General features: G+C 72.0%; 26 protein-coding genes. 7 read left to right on the plus strand and 19 right to left on the minus strand.

Annotated features, from left to right (window positions below):
- Positions 1 to 6: 6 nt before the first annotated feature.
- The 8 genes from DAERI_RS15930 to ruvX form a co-directional block, all read right to left on the minus strand.
- Positions 7 to 858 (minus strand): alpha/beta fold hydrolase, encoded by an 852-nt coding sequence (locus tag DAERI_RS15930; protein WP_103130428.1) that lies wholly within the window; start codon positions 856 to 858, stop codon positions 7 to 9.
- A gap of 65 nt (positions 859 to 923) precedes the next feature.
- On the minus strand, positions 924 to 2,630 hold the full coding sequence (locus DAERI_RS15935) for an adenine deaminase (protein ID WP_103130429.1): 1,707 nt from the start codon (positions 2,628 to 2,630) through the stop codon (positions 924 to 926).
- 31 nt (positions 2,631 to 2,661) lie between these two features.
- Positions 2,662 to 3,444 carry a hypothetical protein gene (locus tag DAERI_RS15940; protein ID WP_103130430.1) on the minus strand — a complete coding sequence of 261 codons (783 nt, stop codon included), beginning with the start codon at positions 3,442 to 3,444 and terminating at the stop codon, positions 2,662 to 2,664.
- Between the two features lie 14 nt (positions 3,445 to 3,458).
- Positions 3,459 to 4,532: a C39 family peptidase gene (locus DAERI_RS15945; RefSeq protein ID WP_103130431.1), complete on the minus strand. Its 1,074-nt coding sequence runs from the start codon at positions 4,530 to 4,532 to the stop codon at positions 3,459 to 3,461.
- Positions 4,533 to 4,885: 353 nt separating this feature from the next.
- Positions 4,886 to 5,896 (minus strand): alpha/beta hydrolase, encoded by a 1,011-nt coding sequence (locus DAERI_RS15950; protein WP_103130432.1) that lies wholly within the window; start codon positions 5,894 to 5,896, stop codon positions 4,886 to 4,888.
- A gap of 23 nt (positions 5,897 to 5,919) precedes the next feature.
- Positions 5,920 to 6,678, minus strand: a complete 759-nt coding sequence (locus DAERI_RS15955) for a nucleotidyltransferase family protein (RefSeq protein WP_103130433.1) — start codon at positions 6,676 to 6,678, stop codon at positions 5,920 to 5,922.
- Between the two features lie 97 nt (positions 6,679 to 6,775).
- Positions 6,776 to 8,461: a long-chain fatty acid--CoA ligase gene (locus tag DAERI_RS15960; RefSeq protein WP_103130434.1), complete on the minus strand. Its 1,686-nt coding sequence runs from the start codon at positions 8,459 to 8,461 to the stop codon at positions 6,776 to 6,778.
- A 163-nt stretch (positions 8,462 to 8,624) separates the two neighbouring features.
- Entirely contained in the window at positions 8,625 to 9,035 is a 411-nt protein-coding gene (gene ruvX, locus DAERI_RS15965) for a Holliday junction resolvase RuvX (RefSeq protein WP_103130435.1), read from the minus strand.
- Positions 9,036 to 9,099: 64 nt separating this feature from the next.
- On the opposite strand from ruvX, the gene DAERI_RS15970 reads away from it, so the two are divergent.
- The 3 genes from DAERI_RS15970 (at position 9,100) to DAERI_RS15980 (ending at position 12,109) form a co-directional block, all read left to right on the plus strand.
- Positions 9,100 to 9,885, plus strand: coding sequence for an enoyl-CoA hydratase-related protein (locus DAERI_RS15970; RefSeq protein ID WP_103130436.1), 786 nt, complete (start codon positions 9,100 to 9,102; stop codon positions 9,883 to 9,885).
- Between the two features lie 518 nt (positions 9,886 to 10,403).
- A complete protein-coding gene (locus tag DAERI_RS15975) occupies positions 10,404 to 11,123 on the plus strand; it encodes a M23 family metallopeptidase (protein ID WP_103130437.1) in 720 nt (239 codons plus the stop codon).
- Between the two features lie 11 nt (positions 11,124 to 11,134).
- Positions 11,135 to 12,109, plus strand: a complete 975-nt coding sequence (locus DAERI_RS15980) for a TolB family protein (RefSeq protein ID WP_103130438.1) — start codon at positions 11,135 to 11,137, stop codon at positions 12,107 to 12,109.
- Here the strand turns inward: DAERI_RS15980 and DAERI_RS15985 are convergent.
- The 6 genes from DAERI_RS15985 to DAERI_RS16010 all read right to left on the minus strand — a co-directional run bounded on the left by DAERI_RS15985 (position 12,106) and on the right by DAERI_RS16010 (position 17,410).
- A complete protein-coding gene (locus DAERI_RS15985; RefSeq protein WP_201262777.1) occupies positions 12,106 to 12,669 on the minus strand; it encodes a chloramphenicol phosphotransferase CPT family protein in 564 nt (187 codons plus the stop codon). The two genes, DAERI_RS15980 and DAERI_RS15985, sit on opposite strands and share 4 nt — an antisense overlap.
- A gap of 18 nt (positions 12,670 to 12,687) precedes the next feature.
- Complete coding sequence (gene ilvA, locus DAERI_RS15990; RefSeq protein ID WP_103130439.1) at positions 12,688 to 14,235, minus strand: threonine ammonia-lyase, biosynthetic; 1,548 nt, start codon at positions 14,233 to 14,235, stop codon at positions 12,688 to 12,690.
- 169 nt (positions 14,236 to 14,404) lie between these two features.
- Complete coding sequence (locus DAERI_RS15995; RefSeq protein ID WP_103130440.1) at positions 14,405 to 14,755, minus strand: four-helix bundle copper-binding protein; 351 nt, start codon at positions 14,753 to 14,755, stop codon at positions 14,405 to 14,407.
- A 105-nt stretch (positions 14,756 to 14,860) separates the two neighbouring features.
- The gene (locus DAERI_RS16000; RefSeq protein WP_103130441.1) at positions 14,861 to 16,075 is read right to left on the minus strand and encodes a VWA domain-containing protein; all 1,215 of its coding nucleotides are present in this window, start codon (positions 16,073 to 16,075) and stop codon (positions 14,861 to 14,863) included.
- Complete coding sequence (locus DAERI_RS16005) at positions 16,072 to 16,938, minus strand: AAA family ATPase (RefSeq protein WP_103130442.1); 867 nt, start codon at positions 16,936 to 16,938, stop codon at positions 16,072 to 16,074. Before DAERI_RS16005 ends, DAERI_RS16000 begins: the two co-directional genes overlap by 4 nt.
- A gap of 7 nt (positions 16,939 to 16,945) precedes the next feature.
- Positions 16,946 to 17,410 (minus strand): SRPBCC family protein, encoded by a 465-nt coding sequence (locus DAERI_RS16010; RefSeq protein WP_103130443.1) that lies wholly within the window; start codon positions 17,408 to 17,410, stop codon positions 16,946 to 16,948.
- An 84-nt stretch (positions 17,411 to 17,494) separates the two neighbouring features.
- Between DAERI_RS16010 and DAERI_RS16015 the strand changes: the two genes are divergently transcribed.
- Positions 17,495 to 18,136, plus strand: coding sequence for a nucleotidyltransferase family protein (locus DAERI_RS16015; protein WP_103130444.1), 642 nt, complete (start codon positions 17,495 to 17,497; stop codon positions 18,134 to 18,136).
- A gap of 4 nt (positions 18,137 to 18,140) precedes the next feature.
- Here DAERI_RS16015 and DAERI_RS16020 read toward each other — a convergent pair whose 3' ends face one another.
- The 3 genes from DAERI_RS16020 to DAERI_RS16030 are packed head-to-tail and all read right to left on the minus strand — an operon-like array spanning position 18,141 to position 20,007.
- Positions 18,141 to 18,917, minus strand: coding sequence for a CHAD domain-containing protein (locus tag DAERI_RS16020; protein ID WP_103130445.1), 777 nt, complete (start codon positions 18,915 to 18,917; stop codon positions 18,141 to 18,143).
- On the minus strand, positions 18,914 to 19,747 hold the full coding sequence (locus tag DAERI_RS16025; RefSeq protein WP_103130446.1) for a metallophosphoesterase: 834 nt from the start codon (positions 19,745 to 19,747) through the stop codon (positions 18,914 to 18,916). The genes DAERI_RS16020 and DAERI_RS16025 overlap by 4 nt, the downstream gene beginning before the upstream one ends.
- Positions 19,744 to 20,007, minus strand: a complete 264-nt coding sequence (locus DAERI_RS16030) for a hypothetical protein (protein WP_103130447.1) — start codon at positions 20,005 to 20,007, stop codon at positions 19,744 to 19,746. Before DAERI_RS16030 ends, DAERI_RS16025 begins: the two co-directional genes overlap by 4 nt.
- Before the next feature lie 79 nt (positions 20,008 to 20,086).
- Here DAERI_RS16030 and DAERI_RS16035 point away from each other — a divergent pair, with 79 nt between their 5' ends.
- Genes DAERI_RS16035 through DAERI_RS16045 form a run of 3 tightly spaced genes read left to right on the plus strand, consistent with a single transcriptional unit; the run spans position 20,087 to position 22,271 of the window.
- On the plus strand, positions 20,087 to 20,974 hold the full coding sequence (locus tag DAERI_RS16035; protein ID WP_103130448.1) for a metallophosphoesterase: 888 nt from the start codon (positions 20,087 to 20,089) through the stop codon (positions 20,972 to 20,974).
- A 29-nt stretch (positions 20,975 to 21,003) separates the two neighbouring features.
- Positions 21,004 to 21,594, plus strand: coding sequence for a BglII/BstYI family type II restriction endonuclease (locus tag DAERI_RS16040; RefSeq protein ID WP_103130449.1), 591 nt, complete (start codon positions 21,004 to 21,006; stop codon positions 21,592 to 21,594).
- Positions 21,594 to 22,271 (plus strand): MT-A70 family methyltransferase, encoded by a 678-nt coding sequence (locus DAERI_RS16045; RefSeq protein ID WP_103130450.1) that lies wholly within the window; start codon positions 21,594 to 21,596, stop codon positions 22,269 to 22,271. Before DAERI_RS16040 ends, DAERI_RS16045 begins: the two co-directional genes overlap by 1 nt.
- A 74-nt stretch (positions 22,272 to 22,345) precedes the next feature.
- On the opposite strand, the gene DAERI_RS16050 is transcribed toward DAERI_RS16045, so the two are convergent.
- Complete coding sequence (locus DAERI_RS16050; RefSeq protein ID WP_103130451.1) at positions 22,346 to 23,452, minus strand: HD-GYP domain-containing protein; 1,107 nt, start codon at positions 23,450 to 23,452, stop codon at positions 22,346 to 22,348.
- An 85-nt stretch (positions 23,453 to 23,537) separates the two neighbouring features.
- On the minus strand, positions 23,538 to 24,779 hold the full coding sequence (gene glyA / locus DAERI_RS16055; protein WP_103130452.1) for a serine hydroxymethyltransferase: 1,242 nt from the start codon (positions 24,777 to 24,779) through the stop codon (positions 23,538 to 23,540).
- Between the last annotated feature and the right edge of the window lie 89 nt (positions 24,780 to 24,868).

The following is a 24,868-nucleotide window of genomic DNA, read 5'->3' on the forward strand; positions in this document are numbered from 1 at the left end:
CGGCCCTCAGGCGGGCGAATCCGAAAGGAAGTCGATCAGCAGGTTGTTCACCCGCACCGGCTCGTCGCGCATGACCCAGTGGCTCGCCCGGGGAAAACGCACCACCCGCAGGTCCGGCACCCACCGGTCCAGCCCGTCGGCGAGTTCGGGGAGCAGCGCCACATCACGCTCGCCCCAGAGGACCAGGGTGGGGGCACGGACCGTGGCCTCCCGGACCCCACCTTGCCCCCCGCCCGAACGCCGCAGCGCCCGGTAGTAGTTGATCATCCCCGTCGCGGCCCCCGGCTGGTCCCAGGCCTGGCGGTAGAGCCGCTGGTCCTCGTCGGTGTACGCCCGCGGGTTCGTGCCGTGCAGCGCCCACTGGCCGAAGCGGTGGAGGAACCGTTCGGGCAGCCAGGGAAGCTGGAAGAAGAAGATGTACCACGAGCGCCGCCACTGGGCGGGCTTGCGCGCGACCTGCCGGGCCCGGGCCGGATGCGGGGCGTTCAGGATCACCAGCCGCTCCACCACCTCCGGCTGCCGGATTGCCAGCGCCCAGGCGATGACGCCGCCCCAGTCATGCCCCACCACCCGGGCGCGCTTGTAGCCGAGTGTGCGGATGAGCGCGGCCACGTCCTCCTGCAACACGCCCACCCGGTAGGCGTCCACCCCCATCGGCTTCTCGCTGAGGTTGTAGCCGCGCAGGTCAGGGGCGATCACCCGGAAGCCCGCGCGGGCCAGGGGCCCAAGCTGCCGCTCCCACGCCCGCCAGAACTCGGGAAAGCCGTGGAGAAGCACCACGGGTGGCCCGTCTTCCGGTCCCGCCGCGACGTAGTGGAGCCGCACCCCGTTCACGACCGCCTGATGGTGGGTCAGCATGGGGGCAGTTTTCCGGGTGGGTCAGATATTTCGGTGGGAAGAGGCCGAAGCGGCCTTGACCTCCCTCATGGCCCGGTCCCGGCGACCACGGGCTGGTTCTCCGGCTCGCGGGGGAGGAGGCGCCAGGCGTTCACGTCGAGCAGGCCGCGAGGCGTGAGCTTGAGCGCCGGAATCACGCTCAGGCCCAGGAAACTCAGGGTGGTGACCGGGTAGGGGAGGGTGCAGCCCAGCGCCCGCGCCGCCGCTGTAACCTCGGCGAGGCGGGCGGCGGCCTCGTGGGGCGGCAGGTCGCTCATCAGGCCCGCGTAGGGGAGGGGGAGGCTGGCGCGGACCTTCCCCCCCGCCACGACGACCACGCCGCCCCCCAGGTTCTCCAGCGCCCGCCCCGCCGCCCGCACGTCGGCGTCGCTGCCCCCCAGCACGGCGACGTTGTGGGCGTCGTGCAGGACGCTGACCGCCAGCGCGCCTCCCGTGAGTCCGGTACCCGAGGTCCAGCAGGCGGCGACCTCGCCCCGCCCGTAGCGGTCCGCCACGACCAGCCGCGCGTCGCCCGTCCCCGGCGCCCCCACCCCGGTCGTGATCTGGTCGGGCCGGACGACCATCACGGGCCAGTGAGGGGGGACATCGAAGGTGGCGGTGTCCCACCCCGGACCCAGATCGACGCCTCCCCCTGAAAGCGGGGGGGTCGTCTGGCCGGGCCGCGCCTCCACGCCGCCCACAAAGGTTTCCAGCACCTCGAAATCTTTCAGGTCGCTCAGAAGGACGAAGTCCGCGTGGTAGCCTGGCGCGACCAGCCCCAGGGCGTGCAGGCCCCAGTATTCGGCGGGGTTGCAGGTCACGAGTGAGATGGCGTCGGCGGGATGCAGGCCGCCCGCCACACACGCGCGCAGCAGCCGGTCAAGGTGCCCCAACTCCAGCAACTCGTCCACGCTCACGTCGTCGCTGACGAGCATGGCGCGGCGGGGGCGCCCCCGCAGCACGGGGAGCAGGGCCTCCAGGTTGCGGGCCGCCGACCCCTCGCGCACCATCAGCCACAGCCCGGCGCGCAGCCGCTCGCGGGCCTCCTCCGGGGTGGTCGCCTCGTGGTCGGAGTGCAGGCCCGCCGCCGCGTAGGCTTGCAGGTCGCGGCCCGAGACGCAAGGGGCGTGGCCGTCCATTCGGCCATGCCGCCCGGCCTCCAGCACGTTCCACACGTGGGCATCGCCGCCCAGCACCCCCGGGTAATTCATCATCTCCGCCAGCCCCAGCACACCGGGCAGGCGCAGGGTTTCCGCGACCTCCGCCCCATTCATCTCCGCCCCGCCCCGCTCCCACTCACTCGCGGGCACGCACGAGGGCACCGAGGCGAAGACGCGCAGGCCCGATCCCCGCCCCGCCTCCAGCATCCAGGTCAGGCCGCGAACGCCGAGGACATTCACGACCTCGTGCGGCTCGGCGACGACCGCCGTGGTGCCCCTTGGCAGCACCGCCGCTGCAAACCGCGCGGGCGTCAGCAGGCTCGACTCGATATGCACGTGCGCGTCCATGAAGCCGGGCGCGAGGAAGGCCCCCCGCGCCTCCACCGTTCGCGCTGCCCGGGCACCTGTCCCGGTTCCGACCAGCGCGGCCACCCGGCCCTCCGCCACGAGCACGTCGGCCTCAAAAACTTCACCCGTGGCGGGCTGCACCACCCGGGCGCCCCGCACGAGCAGGTCCCCGTCCTCCAGGCCGCGCGCTACACGCACCAGCCGCTGCCGTTCCCGCCGCCCTCCCGCCGCGTCTGCCGCTTCCATGTCGCAGTCTAGCTGGGCCGTCCGGCCAGGGCTACCGCCGCTTGAACACGTCCAGCCCCGGCCCCCGTTCGGCCAGCGCCTGCGCGAAGGCCTGCGCGTCGTTCAGGGGAGGGGTGGGGTTGACCTGGACGGCGCTTTTCTGTGGGGGCATCGTCCCGAACCGCCGCGCACGGAACATGCCGGGATGCTCCTCGAACACCGCCGTCACCCCCTCCGGCAGGGTCGCCAGGTGCGCGGCGAAGGCCTGCTCCTGGGCGAGTTCGGCGTGGGCGGCCCCCGGCCCCAGTTCCCCCAGCAGCCGGTCGATCAGGGCGAAGACCCGCGCCGCGTAGGCGTCCACCTCCTCCCGGCGCGGCAGGTAGCCCCGGTGGATCACCCGGTTGCGAAAGTCGGTTCCCAGCGCTTTAGCGGTCAGGAACTCGGGCTCGCGGCCCTCGCGCAGCAGGTAGGCGAGGGCGAACATGCCGACCTGCCGCTCGGACTGGCTCGCCACGTGGCGCCAGGTGCCCTCCAGCGCGGCGAGCGCCCCCCCGAAGTCCCCGTCCATTCCCGCCGCCCGCTCCAGGGCGAACGAGCGGACGTAGAACTCGAAAAAGCGTTCCAGCGCCGCCGCGAAACTCGCCACCGCCTCCCGCGCGTAGCCGTCCATCAGCGCCCGGGTGCCCAGGTCGAACAGCACCTCGAACTTGTGCTTGCGGACGTACACCACGTACCGCGCGCCGCACTGCGGACAGGTCACCTCGTGGATCGCGCTGTCGGCGAACTCCACGGGCACCTCGCGGCCACAGGTGGGGCAGGTGGTGGGAAAGGGCATGGGGGGAGTCTAGGTCAGGCTCCGGGCAACTTCGCCCCCTGCGGCGCGATCACGTAGCTCAGCCCGCCGCTATGCGTGAGCCACAGCCGCTCGAAGGCCGCGCGGGGGTAGGTGCGGCGCACGCCCTCGTCCGTGGGGGCGGCGGGGTCGTTCAGCACCGGATTGCCCGCCGCGTCGAAGCCCACCAGGACCATCAGGTGCCCGTCACTGGAGCTGATGGGGGCACTCGGCAACTCGCCCTTCTTCCACCCCAGGCTGACGGCGAGGGGCAACCCCGCCGCCGTGTACCGCTCGGCCTCGGCCAGGCTGGGGAGCCGGGTGACGAAGGCCCGCATCCCCAGCGAGCCCGCGTAGGCGGCGTTGAAGGGCCAGTTGCCCGTGCCGTTGTAGGCGCGGTCGAAGGTGCCACGGGCGGCCTGCGGCACGGCCACGTTCACCCCGTACTGCGCCAGAATCATCGACACGCTCGTGGGGCTGCACCAGACCTCGCCGCCGTCCGGGTAGAGCATCTGCGAGCGTTTCGGCACATCCACGACCCGGCCCCAGGCCTGACGGTCGCCCGGCTGCCCCAGGCCCCCTGTGCGCCGCGAGCGGTCGGAGGTGTTGAAGGCAAGTAGGCGAATGCTCGTCCCCGCGCCCCGCAACGTCACCCGGTACTGGTAAGCCGCCGCCTTCGCGGTCAGGCGCAGCGTGTCGGTCAGCACCTGCCCCGCCCCGTCCCGCTGCCCGTTCAGGCTGCTGCGCCCCTCGCCGCTCTGCCACGTCCCGAAGGAGAACCAGCGGCTCCAGCCCGAGGGCGTTTGTGCGCGGACCTCCACCGTCACGCTCCCCGCCCCGGGCGTCACCGCGTTCCACGACGGCACGAGTTCGTCGAAGGCGGGAACCTTCAGCGCCTTGCCCGTCAGCGTGCCCGAGGTGGCCCCCGGCGCAAGGGCCAGCGTGTCCCCGCGCACCTCCACGCCCCGCAACTCGGCACTCGCCCAATCGCCCGCGCGCTCGTGAATGACTGTCGTGGAGTTGGAATACGTCATGGTCAGGGCCTCCGCGCCGCTTACGAGGAGCAGCGCCGTGAGCAGAGCGGCACGCATGGGGGAGATTGTGCCGTGATGAGGGGGCGGGGCGGGTGAGATGGAGACTTCTCGCGCTGCTCGTTGTGGTGATGGAGGGGCAGGGCAACTTGCTCCGGTGGCCCCCACCCCCCAACCCCCTACCCCCCGAGGGGGTAGGGGGAGTGGGTCGCTGCGCTCGGCAAGAGAGGTTCCGTGAGGCGGCGGGCGTGAGTTGGGCGGTGACGTGTCCGGCCTCGACGGCAGCTTCGCCCGGTTGGAAGGCCTCGGGCCTGCGGCCCGAACGGCTCGGCTGCCTGGAGGGTGAAGGGGGCAGGTGGGGGTGAGGCGTCCGCTTCCCATTTCTAGAAGGGCCTGGGTGGGGTTTCCCGGGTTCAGGTGCCCTGCATGTACAGGAACGCCTCGGGCAGCGCCTCGCGCCACGTCACCCAGTTGTGGCCGCTGGGGTACTCGCGGTACTGGTGCGGGACCTGGGCATCGGCGAGCGCGGCAGCCATGCGGCGATTCGGGCCGGTGAGCCATTCCAGCGTGCCCGTGTCCAGGCTGACGCGCAGATGCCGGGGAGGAGTGGTCTCCAGCCGCTCGCGCAGCCACTCGCCCGCCGTGGTCGTGTCGATGGTGCCGCTCGCATCCGTCGCGCCCGGCCAGGCGATGAAGGCCCCCGAGTGGCTCACCACCCGGCTGAAAAGATCGGGGTGCGCGCTCCCCAGATACAGCGAGATCAGCCCCCCCAGCGAGGCGCCCCACAGCCCCCGCTCGGAGACGGTCACGTGTTCACCCTCGACTCTGGGAAAGACCTCTTCCCTCAGGAAGTCCAGGTAGCGGCCATTGAGGTAATACTCCGCGCTGCGGTCCCCCGGCTCGACGAAGACGAGGACCGCGCCCGACGCCAACTCCCGCTCCACCGCCCGGTCCATCACCTCGCCGAGCTTGCCGGTGCGGTAGAAGGCCACACCGTCCTGCACGTAATAGACGGGCGTGGGGCGCGCGCGGTCATGCTCATGCGGCGTGTAGACGATGGCGCGGCGGGTGCCGGGAAAGACCGTGCCCTCCCAGGTCAGGCGGTGCGCCGTGCCCTTCCGCGTCGCGTCGGCTCCCTGCCAGAGGGGATGGCGGGCGTACTTTCCCACCTCCACCGCGCGGGGATAGGGCCACCAGGGGTTAAGGCTCCTCTGGGGGTTGTCGGGATCGGCGAAGGGCTCTCCCGCCGCGTCCAGCCAGGCGTACTCCACCCACGCGCCACGCGGCAGGGTCAGCGTGAGGGGCTCCCCATCCTGAATGGGAATCGCGGGCTTTTTCTTCCAGTCGGTCATGTCGCCCACGAGCGCCGCCGCGCCCTCTGGCGGAAAGAAAGTGACCTGCTGCCCCTGCACCGAAACGGCCATGAGGGGGATTGTACGGGGCGGGGTCAGCCGGGAAGGAAGGCGCGGGCTCGGCGGGCGGCCTCGTGCGCCAACGCCCCGTCCGGGCCATCCGGCCAGCGGGTCAGGGCAACGGCGCGTTCGTAGGCGGTCAGGGCGGCCCGGCCACGTGTGGGCACGTCTTCGGCCGTCAGGCCGACCATGCCCCCGTAGGTTGTCCGCCATACCGGATCGTCCCAGGCGTCCCGCGCCAGCGTCAGGTACCGGTTCTCGGTGGGAATCAGGGTGCCGGTGCTCAGCAGGGCCGCGTTTCCCAGCGCGAAGGTGAGGCCCAGGATGGCATATGCGACCTTGCCACTTTCGCCCGTCTGGAGCCCACCCATCACCTTGTGGAGTTCCTCGGCCACGTCCGCGACGAGCCCGGCCGCCCGCGCGTGGGCCTGCTCCTCCACCTCGGCCCAGGTGAACGCCCTGGCCCGCCGCTGGAGGTCCGCGAACACCCCTTCCGGGTCGTGCAGCGGCACCCCCGAGCGCAGGGAGGTCAGGTTCCAGAGGGTCGTCTCCGGCTCGGTGAAGGCCCGCTCCCGGTGGGGCACGGTGGACCGCTCCACGCTGACGAGCACGCCCCCCCGGTACGTCACGTCATTCCGCACGAACTCGTCCGAGGCGACGAGCACCGAGAGGTCCAGGTCGCTGTACTCGTCCGCCTCACCTCGCGCGTGGCTGCCCGTCAGAAAGACCGCGAGGACGCCCGCCTCGGCCTTCAGGTCGGGCAAGACCTCCTCCAGAACTCCTGGGTAGTGCATGGGGCAGTCTCGCCCGCCGCCCACCCGGCTCGCCTCCGCCGAATGACGCAGGGGGCGCCGCCCCGCGCGGAGAGACGCCCCTGGACAACTCCCGACCTTATTCCCCGCCCTTCGCCGCCGCCCGCGCCGCGTTGCCGTACCCGCGGTACTGCTCGCGCAACTCGCGCTTCAGGAATTTGCCGGTCGCGCCGATGGGAATGCTCTCGACGACCACCGTGGCGTCGGGGAGCCACCACTTGGCGAACTTCGGGGCGAGGAAGGCCGTCAGCTCCTCGTGGGTGACCTGCCCGCCCGGCCTCAGGGTCACGACCGCCAGGGGCCGCTCGTCCCACTTGGGGTCGTCCATGGCGATCACGGCAGCCTGCGCGACGGCGGGGTGGGCCATGAGCGCGTTTTCCAGGTCCACCGAGGAGATCCACTCGCCCCCCGACTTGATGAGGTCCTTGGCCCGGTCCTGGATGTGCATGTAGCCCCGTTCGTCCAGCGTGGCGATGTCGCCCGTGTCGAACCACAGCTCGCCGTCCAGCTCGAAGAAGTTGCCCTGTCCCTCACCCTTGAAGTAGGCGTTGGCGATCCAGGGACCCCGCGCGATCAGGCGGCCCATCGTCTTGCCGTCGTGCGGCAGCCGCTCGCCGTCCTCCGAGAGGAGGTCGAGGAACACCAGCGGCACCGGGCGGCCCTGCTTGGCCCGCAGCGCGTAGCCCTCGTCGCTGCGCTCGTCCACCCCGGGGGGCACGGTGCTCGCGGTGCCCAGCGGGTGCGTCTCCGTCATGCCCCAGGCGTGCGCGAGGCGGAGGTTATGGCGCTCGTCGAAGGCGCGGATCAGGCTCTCGGGCGCCGCGCTGCCGCCGATGACGAGGCGTTCCAGGCGCGAGAGGTCGTAGGGCTGCCCCTCCGCCTTCGCCCGGTCGAGTTCGGCGAGCAGGCCCATCCAGATCGTCGGCACGCCCGCCGTGATCGTCACCCGCTCGTCCTGCATGAGTGTGGCGAGGGTCTTCCCGTCGCTGAAGGGTCCGGCGTAGACCTGGCTCGCCCCGAACATCGCGCAGGTGTAGGGCAGACCCCAGGCGTTCACGTGGAACATGGGCACGACGGGCAGCACCACGTCATGCTCACCGACGCCCAACGCATCCTTGGGGGCACTGGCGAGCGAGTGCAGCACCGTGGAGCGGTGGGAGTACAGCACGCCCTTGGGATTGCCCGTCGTGCCGCTCGTGTAGCACATCGCCGCCGCGTCGTTCTCGCCGATGGTCGGGTAGGAGGGCATGGGCTCGTGGCTCATCACCCATGTGTCGTAGTCCTCGGCGCCCTCGACCGGCTGTGGCGTGGGGCCGAGGACGAAGACTCGCTCCAGCCCCGGGCAGGCCGCGCGCAGGGCCGGGATCATCGCCGCGAAGAGGTTCTCCACGATCAGCACGCGGTCTTCCGCGTGATTGAGAATCCACGCGATCTGGTCGGCGTGCAGCCGGATGTTGACCGTGTGCAGCACCAGCCCGGCACTCGGGACACCCAGGTACGCCTCCAGGTGCCGGAAGGAGTTCACCGCGAGCGTCGCCACCCGGTCACCGGGATTGAGGCCGAGGGCGAGCAGCCCCGCCCCCAACCGCAGCGCGCGGTCGGCCACCTCGCCGTACGTCGTGCGGGACTTCTTGGGAATGGGGTTTCCCGACTCGTCGCGCCCGGCGGGGAGCAGGCTGACGACCTCGCGCCCGGCGAAGATCGTCCGCGCCCGCTCCAGGATGAAGGGGATGGTGAGGGGAACGTCCATCATGTTGCCTTGCATATGACCTCCAGCAGGGCCGGGAGAGGACGCGGCCTGCCGCGTGGGCGTGCCGCAGAAGTCTGGACCTGCGCGTGGGGGCATTGTACCGGCAAGTTGAACGGAGTCCAGGGAGGCGGAGCTGGCGGGGCCCACTCGCGGAGTGGGTTCGCCTGCCCCGGCGGGGTCACTCCCCTTCCGTCCGCTCCCCTCGCCCCATCAGGTACAGCTCCAGAATCTGCACCGCCGCCGCCTCGTCCTCGTCCTGCGCGCCCAACTCGCGGGCCCGGCGGGTGGTGAACCGTTCGTCCTGGTAGGCGACGGTGTAGCCCTTCTCCTGGAGGATTTTGCCAAAGGCGCGCACCCGGTCGGCCGAGGGGCTGTGCGCCCCGTCCGTCCGCAGGGGCAGGCCGAGGAGGAGGAGTTCCGCGCCCGTCTCCTCGACCTTGAGGCGCACGGCTTTAAGGTCCAGGGGCAGCCGCTTGCGGTCCACGCTCCCCCGCCCGAAGGCCAGGCGCCCCGTGTTCACCGCGAAGCCGATCCGCGACTTGCTCACGTCGAGTGCGAGGACGACGGGGAGGGGGGAGGGGCCAGGCATCGGGGCGAGTGTAGCGGAGGAACTTCCCCCAGGGCCACCTGCCCGGACGCGCTACGCTGCCCCCATGACCGCCGAACCTGTGATCCTCGTGGAGACCCGCGCGGGCGTCCGCACCCTCAGCCTCAACCGCCCGGACAAGCTCAACGCCGCCAACGACGCCCTGCTCCTCACGCTGACGGAGGAATTGAAGGCTGCCGACGCCGACCCCGCCGTGCGGGTGGTCGTCATCACCGGATCGGGGCGGGGGTTCTGCGCCGGGCAGGACCTGGGCGACGTGTCGGGGCGGGACATGACCTTCACCGAGCACCTGAACCACACCTACAACCCGCTGATCCGCACGATTCGGGGGCTGAGTAAGCCGGTCATCACCGCCGTGAATGGGGTCGCGGCGGGGGCGGGGGCGAGTCTGGCGCTCTCGGGTGACATCCGGCTGTGGGCGCGGTCGGCCAGCCTGATCGAGGTCTTTTCCAATATCGCGCTCGTGCCGGACTCGGGCAGCACGTGGTTTCTGCCGCGACTGGTGGGCTATCACCGCGCCTTCGAGCTGATGGCCCTGGCCGAGCGGGTCGGGGCGGAGGAGGGGCTGCGGCTGGGGCTGTGCGAGCGCGTCTACCCGGACGAGTCCTTCCGGCAGGACGTGCAGGCCTATGCGGAGCGGCTGGCGGCTCGGCCCGCGAATGCGCTGAGGCTGACGAAGCAGGCGCTGAACGCCGCGCTGACGAGCACGCTGGATCAGGCGTTGGAGAAGGAGGCGGAGCTTCAGCAGCTCGCCGGGGATCACTGGGAGCATGCGGAGGGGGTGGCGGCGTTTAAGGCTCGGCGGGCGCCGGAGTTTGTGCGGGAGGGGTGAGGGGGCAGGGGATCTTGCTGCGAGTTACCCCCACCCCCCAGCCCCCTACCCCCAGAGGGGGCAGGGGGAGCGGCGCTGCGCTGGGCAAGGGGCTCGCCCATCTGGCCTGTGGCCGTCCTCCTTCACGCGGAATGTTTGATCTTGTTGCTTGCTGAGCCGCGGGCCCACCGTCTCGCTGCGCGAGCCGACGTGGTGAAGGCGGTGCGAGTGCAAGCTGAGGGCAGGAATGGGCCGTCCACAGTTGACGGTTTTTAAAGAGCTAAAGCTTTAGCTGTGTTACCCCTCCCCCCTTGCGGGGGAGGTTGGGAGGGGGGTGGCAGGCAGCGCCTGCCCTTCCTTAAGGCCGTCTCCCAGCCCCTGCCGCGAAAATCCGCCTGCATAATTTGACTTCCCCTGCATCCCACGCTATTCTTCTTTCATCACCGCCCGACAAGGCGGATTTTTTATTACCCAGCACTCGCGTCACCTCTTGTAACCCCTCGCACCGTCACCCGTGCGCCGGTGGGTCACCATCGTGCATGTTGCGAAGAAAGGTGGCGGCGGGCGCCCTGCTCGCCGTATCTGCGGTGGCGTTGGCGCATTACGCGCCCGCGTTGCCGGATAGTGCGATAGCGAAACCGGCGCGGCAGTTCGGACTGCCGTTCGCGGGGGAGCCGGGACCGAACACCTGGCTGCTGGGGCAGGGGTATGGGAACACGACGGGGGCGTACCGGCAGCGGCGCAGCACCTACGTGAACCTCCAGGGCCTGCACGCGGGGCTGGATTTCAGCGCCCCGTGCGGCACCCCCGTTCGGGCCATCGGCGACGGCGTGGTGGCCGAGGTGGACGGGTCGCACGGAAGCCCACCACACAACGTGGTGATCGATCACGCGGGCAACCTCAGCAGCCTGTACGGTCACCTGCGGGTGCGCTCGCCCCTGCGGGTGGGGCAAAGGGTCACGCGCGGGCAGGTCATCGGGGAGAGCGGCGACTCACAGTTCACCTGTGTCAGCGCGCCGCACCTGCACCTGGAGATCCGCGACCGCTCGCACCAGCGCCTCTTCAACCCCGTGCCGTACATCGCCGCCGACTGGGAGACGCTGGCGCTGGCGGGCAGCTTCGGGCGCGGGTACGAGTACGACCTGGCCGCGCCCCGGCGGTGGCAGACGCCGGAGTCCCAGCCCGAGGTGCGCCGGGGTGGGCGCATCCTCAACGACTTCGCCCGGCCCTGGCCTCCTGCTCCCGGGGGTGCGCGGTGAGGCGGCCCGGGATGAAAAGGGGGGCGGCGCTCGCTCTCGCCCTGGGAGCTTCTGCCCTCGCGGCCACCCTGCCTTCCAGGGCCGTGCTGAGTGGGACGTGCTGCCCCGGGGCGGTGTGGACGCCGGATTCCCGCGCCCTGCTGTTCCTGGACGGTCCCCCCGCGCGGGCGAGCACGGGCATCTATCAGATCCCGGCGAACGGCGGCCCGGTCACCCGGCGGTTTTCCAGCGTGGCCTTCTTCTCGCCCCTGTTGCGGTGGGCGGTGCGGCCCGGGACAGGCGAGACCACGACTCTGGAGCGGCTGGCCGACGGGCGCAAATTCACCCTCCCCACCTATGGCAGCGACGTGACCTGGAACGCTGCCGAGACGCGGCTGGCCTACACCCGCAGCGCCACGACGGGGAACTTCGACCGCCGCAGCACGCGCGTCTTCGTCGCCGACGTGTTCGGGTCTCCCCGGCAGGTCGCCACCCTGTACGGCGGTGGGGTGGGGGGGTGGCTGAACGACTCCACCCTCCTGCTGACGGGCAAGCGCAACCCGGGCGACCGGGACCGCGACCTCTACACACTCAATACCCGCACGGGGGCGCGGCGAACCCTCGCCACCGCCCTGTCCTTCCGGGGGCTCAGCGTCAGCCCGGACGGGGCGCGGGTCGTGTACTACGTCGCCTTCGACTCCGCCGCCCGCAACGGCCTGTGGCTGCGGCCCACGGCGGGGGGCGCGGCGCGCAGGCTGGACGCCTTCGGCTCGTACCGCTGGCGCGACGCGAACCGCCTGCTGCTCATCCCCCTGACGCCGGGGGGCGGCCCCCACGTCCTGCGCGAGTACGACGTGCGGACGAACACCTGGCGCACCCTCGGCGACCTGGGCGATCAGGTGCGGCAGGGCGACTGGTCCGTCAGCCCGGACGGCAGGAAGGTCGCGTACCTCAGCGCGCGGGACGGAAACGTGCGGGTGGTGGAGCTGCCGGAGAACGGGGATTAGGAGCGGGAGAGGGCGCCGGGCGTCTTCCTCGCCTTCCACGCGGCGATGATGGCCTCCGCGTTGTCCTCCGGTGGTCGCCGGGAGTCCACCTCAAAGTCGTAGCGGGTGAAGGTATGCACGGTCAGCAGGTCGCGCCGCGCGTCTCCGGGGCAGCGGTCCCCGCGCTCCCCCTCCCGACGCTCCAGTTCGTCCAGGGGGCAGTGAACGCCCACCAGGAACACGTCGAAGGGCCGGATTAGCTCCACCAGACGCCGCCACCCTTCCGGTGTCTCGATGATGTAGTCCACCACGAGGTTGTTCCCGGCTTCCAGGAAGGCGGGCAGACAGCGGTGGTAGCCCTCGAACAGCCGGGGGCGCATCACCGCCCAGGTGAAGGGACCGCTGGGGTCACGGCGCCGGGGCAGCACCTCCGTCCCGAACATCAGGAAGTCGAGCGAGAACTGGAGGAAGGGTTCGTCGATCTGCGCCTGAATGGCCCGGCACAGCGTCGATTTCCCGGCACTCGACGCGCCGTTGAGGAGGATCAACTTGCCCGGGGGCACGTCGGGTGAGAGGAGCACGCCTTCACCCTACTGCCCTCACGTCAAAAACAGCCGGTACGCCGCGTTCCCCGTCATGTCCGTCGCCGGATACCCCAATCCGTCGAGGAAGGCGGCGAAGTCGGCCTCCTGCCCCTCGGGGACCTGGATGCCCGCCAGCACCCGGCCGTGCGCGCTTCCATGGTTGCGGTAGTGGAAGAGGCTGATGTTCCAGCGGGCGTGCAGGTGCGTCAGGAACTCCAGCAGGGCGCCGGGCCGCTCGGGAAAGGTGAAGGAGTACACCCGCTCGTCGGTCGCTTCGGGTGCCCGCCCGCCCACCATATGCCGCACGTGGACCTTGGCGAGTTCGTCGTCGGTGAGGTCGGTCACCGCGTACCCCTGCGCGGTGAGGGTGTCCACGAGTTCGGCCCGCTCGGCCGGGTGCCGGAGCTGCACCCCCACGAAGATGCGGGCGTCGGCGCGGGGCGCGTAGCGGTAGTTGAACTCGGTGATGGCGCGCGGGCCCACCACCTCGATAAAGGCGCGGAAGGCCCCGGGCCGCTCGGGGATCGTCACGGCCAGGATCGCCTCCCGCCGCTCGCCGATCTCCGCGCGCTCGGCGACGTGGCGCAGACGGTCGAAGTTCACGTTCGCGCCGCAGGTCAGGGCGACGAGGGTTTCGCCCCTCAGGCCGCGTTCCGCCGCGTACCGCTTGAGGCCCGCCACCGCGAGCGCCCCCGCCGGTTCCATCACCGCCCGCGTGTCGTCGAACACGTCCTTGATCGCGGCGCACACCTCGTCGGTGTTCACCCGCACCCAGTCGTCCACGTAGCGCCGGGTCAGGTCGAAGGTGTAGGCCCCGACCTGCTTGACCGCCACCCCGTCCACGAAGATGCCCACGGTGTCCAGCCGCACCCGCTCCCCCGCCTGGAGGCTCCGGTACATCGCGTCGGAGTCGTCCGGCTCGACGCCCACGATCCGCACGTCGGGACGCAGGGCCTTGAGGACACCCGCCACGCCCGCGATCAGCCCGCCGCCGCCCACCGGCACGAACACGGTGTACGCGCCGTCCTCGACCTGCCGCAGCAACTCCAGCGCCACCGTCCCCTGCCCGGCGAGCACCAGCGGGTCGTCGTACGGGTGGACAAAGGTGAGGTTTCGCTCGTGCCCCAGGGCGGAGGCGTGCGTCTCCGCGTCGCTGAAGGAGTCGCCGTGGAGGACGACCTCGGCGCCCCGCCTGCGGCACGCCTGCACCTTGATGTCGGGCGTGGTCACGGGCATCACGATGACGGCCCGTATGCCGAGCTGCTGCGCCGCGAACGCCACCCCCTGCGCGTGGTTCCCCGCCGAGGCGCAGATCACGCCGCGGGCGGCCTCGGCGGGGGTGAGCTGGCTCATCTTGTTGTACGCCCCGCGCAGCTTGAAGGAGAAGATGGGCTGCTGGTCCTCGCGCTTGAGCCACACCGCGTTGCCGGTGCGGGCACTCAGGCCGGGCGCGGGGCTCAGGGGCGTCTCGACCGCCGCGCCGTACACCTTGCTCGTCAGCGCCAGCCGCAGCACGTCCTGCGCGTCCAGCGTCCCCGGCGTGTAGTCCTGTGTTCGCGTCATCGGTCTCCCTGGAAAGAAAAGCCCCCGCCTCTCGTGCGGGGGGTGGAGGTGCAGCGCGCGGGCTGGAACCGTCAGTCCCCGGACCCTGGAAGAATTCGCGCCGCCTGCATGGGGGCAGCATAGGCGCGGGACCGGGGAGGAGCGGCGGGAGGGGTAGACAAGGCGGGGCTCAGGCGGCCATCCGTCGGCAGCTCTCCTCGCAGCGGCGGCAGGCCTCGGCGCACAGGCGGCAGTGGTCGTGGTGCCCGGCGTGGCGCTCGCACTCGGCGGCGCAGGCGGCGCACGCCTCGGCGCACATCCGGCAGGCCTCGGGGTGCAGGGCGCTGGCCCGCATCAGCAGCCGGGCGGTCAGGGCGCAGGCGTCGGCGCAGTCGCGGTCCAGGCGGATGCACTCGCGCAGCATGTCGATGTCCGGCTCGTCCAGGCAGGCCTCGGCGCAGACCTCGCAGGCCCGCAGACAGGCGAGGCAGGCTTCCAGGCACTCCTGCATCATCTGGGCATTCGTCACCGGTTGGGTCATGGTTGGCCTCCACCCTCTACCGTTGCCCTTCCCGGGTCCGGCAAGATGGGGCGAACCTTCACCCAGGCTTGAGGGCTTCGGGACGTTCTCCCGCGTCTGGCCCCATCACCGCCGCAGCCGCCGCCCCAGGGCCCGCAGGTCCTCCAGCCCCCCGGCGGGGAGAAAGGCGTCCAGGTGCGGCAGGGCCGCCTGTACCGCCCGCTGGACCGGCTGATACCCCGGCAGGGCGGCCAGCGGCGAGAGCCAGACGACCAGGCCCGCGCGGGCGCGCAGGTCCCGCAGGGCGCGGCTCAGCGCCTCCGGCTCGCCGGTGTCCAGGCCGTCACTCAGGATCAGGACGGCCGTGTCGCGGCTCACCCGGCCCCGCTCGCCCCGCGCCAGCCGCAGCAGGTTCTCGCCGATGCGGGTGCCCCCGCCCCACGCCTCGCCGAGGTCGGGCAGGGTGAGGGGGCCGCCGGGGGGCGCGCGGCGCAGATAGGGGGTCAGGCGCGTCAGGCCGGTGCTGAAGGCGTAGACCTCCACCCGCCGGGAGCGCAGGTGAAGCGCCTGGGCAAAGCGCAGCAGCAGCGTCGCGCTCTTCCCCATGCTGCGGCTCCCGTCCAGCACGAGCAGAAAACGTGGAGCCCGGCGGGGGCGGCCCAGCCAGCGTAGCCGGGCCGGATCGCCCGCCGTCCGTGCCGCCGCCCGCAGGGTCCGCCGCGCGTCCAGCCGCGTGCCCCGGGGCCGGGGGACGAGCCGCCGCCCCCGCCCCAGCTCCACCGCCCGCACGAGCGCCCCCGCCGCCCGGAGAAGGTCCGGCAGGTCGTCACCGGGCGCGTCCACCTCGCCCCCGGCCCCGGCGTGGGGACTCAGCCGGGCGGTGAGGATTCGGGCGGGGGTGCCGGGCTCGCCCTCGGCCTCGCGGTCGGGGTTGGGGCGGGAAGAGGGGGAACCGGTGCCTTCCTCGGGGTTCTCCGCCTGCGCGCTGCCGGGAACGGGCCGCTCCTCGCCCGGCCTCCCTCCCGGCTGCCGTGACGGCGGGGGAGGGGACAACGGTGCTTTCGTCTCCGGCAGCAGGGGGGGGAGTTGGGGCGGGGGCGGACCCTCCCTCAGCCGGAAAAAAGCGTCGAAGGCGAGGTCGAACAGTCGGCCCTCCTCCCGGCTGGCGGTGAGCACGGCCCGCAGGGCGTCGAGGACCTCGCGCCGCTGGCCCAGATTGACGGCCCCGAGGGCTTCCAGCGCCGCCGCCGCCTCGCCCGGCCCCACCCGGAAGCCGTGGGTCAGGCGCAGGTGGGCGACAAAGGCGACCACCCGTTCCCGCAGGTCGGCGGTGGGGGTCACGGCGCGGCGAGCTTGCCCAGGGTCGCCCGCGCGAGCAGTTGATCCTCCCGCAGCTTGAGGACTGCCCCCAGCGTGAGGTCGAGGGCCTCGGCGTCGAGGTGGTCGCGGTGCAGCGCCACGAGAGCGGCGGCCCAGTCGAGCGTCTCGGCCACGCCGGGCGGCTTGCCCAGGGGCAACTCGCGCAGGGCGTGGACGGCCCGCGTGACCTGCGCGGCCAGCGTCTCGTGAATGCCGGGCAGCCGGGCGCGCACGATCTCCAGTTCCTGCCCCCGGGTGGGGTAATCCACCCACAGGTACAGGCAGCGGCGGCGCAGGGCGTCGCTGAGTTCGCGGGCGCGGTTGCTCGTGAGCAGCACGTGGGGGCGGGCGGTCGCGGTCAGCGTCCCCAACTCCGGCACCGTGACCTGCCACTCCGCGAGGAGTTCGAGGAGGAAGGCCTCGAAGGCGTCGTCCGCCCGGTCCACCTCGTCGATGAGGAGGACCGGGGGCGCGGGCTGGCGGATCGCTTCCAGCAGCGGGCGCGGCATCAGGAACTCGGGGCCGTACAGGTCGGCGTCCGTGACGGGCCGCCCCCCCACCTCCGCCGCGCGCAGGTGCAGGAGTTGCCGGGCGTAGTTCCACTCGTACAGGGCCGACTGCGCGTCCAGCCCCTCGTAACACTGGAGGCGGATCAGGCGGGTGCCGAGCGCGGCGGCGAGCGTCTTGGCCGCCTCGGTCTTGCCCACACCCGCCGGGCCCTCCAGCAGCAGCGGCTTGCCCAGCGCGACCACGAGCCGCAGGGCGGTGACGAGCGCGGGCCCCGCCACGTAGCCCCGCTCGCGGAAGGCGGCAGCCAGGTCCGGGGGAGCGGAGGGCTCGGTCACCCCCGCCTCACGCCAGGGTTCCGGCGCTCGCACCCACCTGCGCGCTCATGTTCTGGAAGGTCTTCTGGATCAGCTTCTGCGCCTGGGCATCGAGGACCCGCCCGCCCACTGTCGCCACCGGGCCGCGCATGGTCGCGTCGCCCTGCCAGTCGAGGGTGGTCGTGCCGTCGCCGTTGTCCACGACGTTCGCGCCCGCCGTGAGGTCCACCACGCTGCCCAGGCCGCCGCCCTGCACCTTCACGTTGATCCGCTGGGCGGCCTCGTCGGGCCGCACCTCGATCTTGAACTTGAACTTGCCGCGCACCATGCCCACGCCGACCTGCACGGTCGCGTCCATATGCGTCTGGTCGTGGACCACGACCTCCTGCACGTCGGGGAGGCAGCGGGCCACCCGCTCGGGGTCCTGCACGAAGGCCCACACCACCGCCGGGGACGCCTTGACCTGTTCCTGACCGCTGTAACTCAGTTTCATGGGGAAACCTCCGGGGAAGAAGCGCGGTTGTCGGTGCCCCCCATTCTGCCGCAGTCGGGAGGCGGTGGGCCGTACACTCCGGGCATGTCCTCCCCCGGCCCCCCTCCCGCCGGTGCCGTCGCGGGCGTGCTCCTCGCCGCCGGGCGGAGTACGCGCATGGGGCGGCCTAAACAGCTCGTTTCCTTGCGGGGCCAGCCCCTCGTGCGCCACGCGGCAACCGCCCTGAGCCGGGGAGGCTTCGACCTTCTGCTCGCCGTCATTCCCCCCGGCGAGGTGGGGGAGGAGGTGCGGGCGGCCCTGTCAGACCTTCCCTTCACGTTCACTGTGAACCCCGATCCGGCGCGCGGGCTGGCGGGGTCGTTCCGGGCCGCCGTCGCCGCCTTGCCCGGAGGACTGGCCGCCGCCCACTTCGCCCTCGCGGACATGCCGCTTCTGACCGGGGAAGTCCACGCCCGGCTCCTTACCTCATTTCGGGAGACGGGGGCACCTCTCGTCCTCGCGGAGTACGGCGACCCGGGGGAGGCGGTTCGCGCCCCGCCCCACCTCTTCCGCGCCGACCTGCTCCCGGCCCTGCGCGGGCTGCCCGACGCCGACCACGGCCCGCGTGCCCTGCTGCGGGCGTACGCGGGTCAGGCCCTCACCCTGCGTTTTCCCGCCGACCTCCTCGCCGATGTGGACACGCCGGAGGAGTTGAGGCGGCTGGAGGAGGGGATGTGTGGGTCTTGAGGGCTCACGCTCCGACGTGGTCCTCCTCCGGCTCCCCCTCCCCGGTGGGTGGGGTGCCCAGGGGGTCCTCCAGATGCTCGGCCAGCGTGGGGAACAGCGCGCGCACGCGCTCCCGGGCCGCCTGCCGCGCGACCTCCTCGCGGGCGATCAGGCGGGCGCGCTCGTAGCGCAGCAGGTCGGGGTCGCCGTGCAGGATGCCGAGGACGACCTCCGCGTCCTGGAGGCGGCCCAGGGCCTCCAGCGTGACGGTGACGATGGGCGGCACCCCCCCGATCAGGTCGAGCGTGTAGCGGTAGCGCTTGAGGCGCTTGCGCCAGGCGTGCCACTCCTCCGAGTCCTCCGAGGCCAGCGCCGCCTCGCCGTCCCGCAGGAGCCGGTCCCCGTCCTTCCCGATCAGGCGCCGGGCGCGGCCCTTCCAGCCCCTGCGCAGGTCGAAGGCCGGGGGGCGATCCGGCCAGACGGTCGCGTCCAGGAGGGCCGCCCGCCGCTCGGCCCAGGTCCGGTCGAAGTACGCGAGGGTGCCCTCCGGCACGCCGAGTTCCACCAGGGCGTCGCGGATATGGCCCCCCGCCACGTCGTGGTCTCGCAGGGGGGCGGCGGCGCGGCGCAGGTCGCGCCAGGCCCGCTCGGTCTTCTTTCCCGCGTCGGCCACGCGCAGTTCGGCCTGTGCCCGCCGGGTGAGTTTGCGCGCGGCGTGGACGGCCCCCGGGTCGCCCGCGCGCAGGTCGTCCCAGAGCCCTTCCAGTCGGCTGGCGGCCTGGCTTTGTTTGCGTTTGCTCATCGCATGGACCTCCCGGTCAGGGCCACGGTGCTGGTGGGGAGCGGTTCGCCGAACGCCGCGTAGCGCCGCGCCGCGCCCGGATCGCCCCGGCCCTCCAGCACGGTGACCTCGGGCCGCCCGGTCACGTTCACGCTCAGCAGCGCGAGGCGGCCCGTCTCGTACGCCCCCAGGTCGAGGTACACCTGCCGCCCCAGCCGCACCGGGACGCGGACGGGGGTGTGCCCGTGGACGCTGTACGTGACCCCCTCGGGCAGCGGGAAGGGGCCGTCGAAGGGCCGCAGCCACAGCGCCGCCGACTCGGGACTCGGGTACTGGGGATGCTTCACGGGCGGGCTGGCGTGGGCGACGAGGACGCTGGGTTCCCCCGGCGGGGTGCGGTGGATCTCCCCGTCCGCCGTCACGTACACCACCCGCACGAGCGCGTCGAGGTACTCGGCCAGCCCCTGCGGAAAGCGCTCCAGCGTCAGGCCGCCCTGCGCGGCCAGCTCGCGGCGCACGCTCTCGCCGCCGTTGCCCATCCACCACCCGAAGCCCTCCATCGCGCGGCGGTAGTCGGCCAGGTCGCGCGAGGTGCTGTACTGCCGGAACCACTGCAGCCCCTCCTGCGCCATGCGTTCGTGGTTGCCCATGAGCAGGGTCGCCCGGCCCTGGCGGTGCAGGTCGAGCAGCAACTCGGCGCAGTCCAGGCTCCGCGGCCCCCGGTCGAGGGCGTCCCCCAGGCTCAGGAGGTGGGCGTCCGGGCCGTACGTTTCACTGATATAGGCGACCGCCTCCGCCAGCAGGTCCGAACGCCCGTGCAGGTCGGGAAGGATGACGACGGGCCGCGTCACGGGCGCGCGTCCCCCGGCTCGTCCGCGAAGTCGAGCAGCGTCTGCTTGCTCCGCTCGCGCAGCAACCGGGCACCGTCGGGGTCAGGAGTAAAGGTCACGCCCCCGCTCGAGACCGTCACCCGGTACGCCGCGCCGTCCCGCACGTCCGGCAGCCACTCGGCGGGAAGCTGATACGTGCGCCCGCGCGCGTCCTCCACGTCCGCGAGGCCCGCGTCCTCGTCGAGCACGTCCACCACCAGCAGGTCTCCCGCCCACGTCATGGGGGCAGTCTACGCTGCCCGGGGGGGCTGCACCTTTTGGGGGACGGCCCCTCTCACGCGCGGCGGGTACCGTGCGGGCATGGACGCCTCGCCCCCCTCCCCCCCGAATCCCCTCCGTCGCCGGGTGCTGCGCGGCCTGCTGGGCGGCGGTTTGGCCGTGGGTGCGCTGGGCGGCGCGGGGCTGGCGCAGGCGGCCCGTTTCGGCGTGGTGCGGGAGCGGGTGACCTTGCCGGGGCTGCGCGCCCCGCTGCGGGTCGCCTTCCTGACCGACCTGCACTATGGCCTGTACGTCTTCGCGCCCCAGGTGCGCGCCTGGGTGGACGCGGCGAACGCCGAGCGCCCCGACCTGATCCTGCTCGGCGGCGACATGCTCGACATCCGCTCGGACGCCGACCCCGCGCCGCTGCTCGCCGAACTCGCCCGGCTGCGGGCGCCGCTGGGCGTGTTCGGGGTCTGGGGCAACCACGACTACGACTCCTTCGGGCGGGGCGACACCCGGCGGGGAGGCCGCGCCCGCCCCGACTGGGCGCGGCGTCGCGCGGGCCTGACGGACGCCTTTGCCCGTGCGGGCGTACCCATCCTGCTCAACGCCGGGCGGGCTGTCCGGGACGACCTGTGGGTGGGCGGCGTGGACGACCTCTGGCAGGACGAGACCGACCCGGCGGCGGCCCTCGCCGGGGCGGGGGAGCGGGCCACCCTGCTCCTGAGCCATAACCCCGACCTTCTCCCCGACCTGCCGGGTCCGGTGGGGCTGGTCCTGTGCGGCCACACGCACGGTGGTCAGGTCCGCTTCCCCTTTGTCGGCGCCCCAGTCGTCCCCAGCCGCTACGGCCAGCGGTACGCGATGGGCTGGGTGCGCGGGGCCTACGGCACGCCCGCCTACGTCAGCCGGGGCCTGGGCACGAGCGGCGTCCCCTTCCGCAACCTCTGCGAGCCGGAACTGACGCTGCTCACGCTGGAGGGGTGAGGGAGGTTACCCTGTAGGCGTGATTCGCCTTGGCCCTTGAGTTGATCCCCGACCATCTCCGCCGGAAGTACGAGGTGCATGAGTGGCGGCACGCCTGCGCCATCCTGGCGGCTGACTTCCCCGAGGAGTGGAGCGACCTGCTGGTCCTACTGGACGACTTCCGGCTGTGCGAGTCCTGGATTGCCTCGGGTGGGGGGAACAAAAGTCGGGTCGCGGACGCCATCGACCGCTTTCTCGCGGGGCGCGGCTGGCGGGAGAAGAAGTTCGATACGGCGGTGACGGTGGACGGGGTGCGCAAGGACAGCCCCACCCACAAGGTGGACTGCTTCAAGAACCGCGTGGCCCTGGAAGTCGAGTGGAACAACAAAGACCCCTTCTTCGACCGCGACTTGAACAACTTTCGGCTCCTGTTCGATCTGCGCGCGGTCAGCGTCGGGGTGATCATCACCCGCTGCGACCACCTGCAGGACATCTTCAACCGTCTGGGGCGGGGGAGCAGCTACGGCATGAGCACCACCCACATGAGCAAACTGCTTCCCCGCATCGAGGGCGGCAGTGGGGCAGGCTGCCCCATCCTCGTGGTCGGGATCAGCGAGCGCGCCTACGCGGAGGACTGCTGATGTCGGCCGCCGACGATTTCCGCCGGGACATTCAGGGGAAGTACGCGACCATCCTGGCCGATCCCCCCTGGCAGTTCATCAACCGCACCGGAAAGGTTGCGCCCGAACACCGACGATTGAGCCGTTATCCCACCCTCGACCTGGAGGCCATCAAAGCTATCCCGGTCGCTGGGGCCGCCGCCCCCACCGCCCACCTCTACCTCTGGGTGCCGAACGCCCTGCTGCCCGAGGGGCTGGAGGTGATGAGTGCCTGGGGCTTCACTTACAAGACCAACCTGATCTGGCACAAGGTCCGCAAGGATGGCGAACCGGATGGGCGCGGCGTCGGCTTCTATTTCCGCAACACCACCGAGATCATTCTCTTCGGGGTACGGGGCAAGGATGCCCGCACGCTGGCCCCGGGCCGCCGCCAGGTCAACATCCTGAAGACGCAGAAGCGCGAACATTCCCGCAAGCCCGATGAGCAGTACCGGCTCATCGAGGCGTGCAGCCCAGGCCCTTACCTCGAGCTGTTCGCCCGGGGCACCCGGCCCGGCTGGACCGTCTGGGGCAACCAGGCCGACGAGACTTACTCGCCCACCTGGGATACCTACAGCAACCACTCCCGTGCCCACAGCCCGGCGTCAGAACAGCAGCCGCTCTTCCCGGCCTCGCTGCTGGAGCGGGCCGAGGACTGAACGCCCGGCACTCGGGGACGGGGCGAACGCCATCCGCAGAGTCGGGCTCTCTACCGGCGGGCCATCCGCCCCGGTCAGGCCGCCCCGTCCTCCTCCAGCAGGCGCAGCAGCGCCGATACCACCGCCGGGTCGAAGTGGGTGCCGCTGCCCCGCGTGAGCTCGGCGGCGGCCTCGGCGTGGGTCCAGGCGCGCTTGTAGGGCCGCTCACTCGTCAGGGCGTCGTACACGTCGCAGGCGGCGAAGATGCGGGCGTGCAGGGGAATCGCCTCGCCTGCCAGGCCGTGGGGGTAGCCCCCGCCGTTCCAGTGTTCGTGGTGCCCCATCACCACGTCCAGCGCGGCGCGCGGCAGGAAGGAGAGCTGCCCCGCCAGCCGCCCGCCCTCGGCGACGTGTTCCTGCATCCGGGCGCGGGCGGGGGCGTCCAGGGCGCCGGGGTGGTGCAGGATCGCGTCGGGAATGCCGACCTTGCCGATGTCGTGCAGGTACGCGCCCCAGCGCAGGTCGCGCAGTTCGGCGTCACTCAGCCCCAGGGCCTGCCCGAGGCGCAGCGCGAGCGCCGTCACCCGGTCGGTGTGGCCCTGGGTCTCCGCGTCCCGGGCCTCCAGCATCAGGCCCAGGGCGCGCAGGGCGCTCTCGTGGGCGGCCCGCTCGCGCTCCTCGGCGTCCAGCCGCGCGGCGAGCAGCGTCAGCAGGCCGGTGACCGTGCTGATCAGCCGCCGCTCCTCCGGCGACCAGGGGTGGGGCGCGAACACGTGCGAGAGCAGCGCCCCCACCAGCCGTCCCCCCGCGTCCCGGACGGGCGCGGCGGTCAGCGCCATCACGCCCAGGTCGGGAAACCCCGCCGCGTCGGGCGCCGCGCGCGTGTCCTCGAAGTACAGCACGTGGTCGGCTGACCGCAGCGCGCCCATCAGCGGCAACTCGGGGGGCAGGCCGTGGGCGAGCAGCGCCTCCATCATCGGCCCCTGCGGCATGTCCCCGCTCGCCGCCCGCGCGTGGTAGGTCAGCGTGGTGTCCCGGAGCTGGAAGTATCCCGCCCCCACCGCTGCCGTCCGGCTCACCAGCGCGTCCAGCACCGGCTGCATGGCGCCGCCCAGGTCGCTCGCCGTCAGGCCCAGCCGGGTGAGGTGCAGCGACAGGTCATGGGCGGTCGGGGACGCCTCTTGGACGCGGAGGGCAGACATGCCCCGCAGTCTAGAGGGGGAAATCTCACAGGAAACTGGCGTGACAAAGGCCCTCCGGCGGGGGAGGGCTAGGCACGAGGGGCACTCAGGGCAGCGGGAAGCCGCCCGCGAAGGCGTGCACCTCGGCCTTCACGTCCTCGCCCTTCAACGCGCGGTCGATCAGGTCGGCGATGGTGGGCATGTCGCTTTCGACCATGCCGCGCGTGGTCACCGCCGGGGTGCCGATGCGGATACCGCCGCCGTGCAGAATTTTCTCGGTGTCGTAGGGCAGGGTGGACTTGGAGATGGTGATGTCGTTGGCGTCCAGCCGCTTCGTCGCCTTGGTGCCGTTGAGGCCCTGGGGCCGCAGGTCGAGCACGAGGAGGTGGTTGTCGGTGCCGCCCGACACGACCCGGTAGCCGCGGTCCTGGAAGGCCCCCGCCAGCGCCTGCGCGTTGCGGATGACCCGCGCGGCGTACTCCCGGAACTCGGGCCGCAGCGCCTCGCCGAACGCCACGGCCTTGGCGGCGATCACGTGCTCCAGCGGCCCGCCCTGGTAGCCGGGGAAGACGGCCCGGTCGATCTTCGCGCCCAGTTCGGGGTCGTTGGAAAGGATAATCCCGCCGCGTGGCCCGCGCAGCGTCTTGTGCGTCGTCGAGGCGACCACGTGCGCGTGCGGCAGCGCGTTCGGGTGCAGCCCCGCCGCGATCAGCCCCGCGATGTGCGCGATGTCCGCGAAGAGGATCGCCCCCACCTCGTCCGCCACCTGCCGGAAGGCCGCGAAGTCGATGATGCGGCTGTAGGCGCTCGCCCCGGCGATGATCATCTTGGGCTGGTGCTCGTGGGCGAGGCGGCGCACCTCCTGCATGTCGATGAGTTCCGTCTCCGGGTTCACCTTGTAGCCCACGATCCTGTACCGCAGGCCGGAGAAGTTGACCGGGTTGCCGTGCGTCAGGTGCCCCCCGTGCGAGAGGTCCATGCCCAGCACCGTGTCCCCCGGCTCGATCAGGGCGTTGTACACGGCGAGGTTGGCGCTGCTCCCCGAGTGCGGCTGCACGTTCGCCCACTCGGCGCCGAAGAGCTGCTTGACCCGCTCGATGGCGAGGCGCTCGACCTCGTCCACGACCTCGCAGCCGCCGTACCAGCGCTTGCCGGGGTAGCCCTCCGCGTACTTGTTCGTCAGGACACTGCCCTGCGCGGCCCGCACGGCGGCGGAGGTGAAGTTCTCGGAGGCGATGAGTTCCAGGCCGGTGCGCTGGCGCTCGGCCTCGCGCGCGATCAGGTCGAAGATCGCCGGGTCCTGGGCAGCCACGTCAGAGGTGGCGGGCTTCTCCGCGGTGCTCGTCATGCCCCCACGGTAACACCCCCACCCGGCGGGAAACAGGGCCGCCGTCCGCGAATCTGGACGGGCGGTCCCGGGTCGTCTAGGCCGTCTGC

This window comes from Deinococcus aerius (assembly GCF_002897375.1).
GTDB lineage: Bacteria > Deinococcota > Deinococci > Deinococcales > Deinococcaceae > Deinococcus > Deinococcus aerius.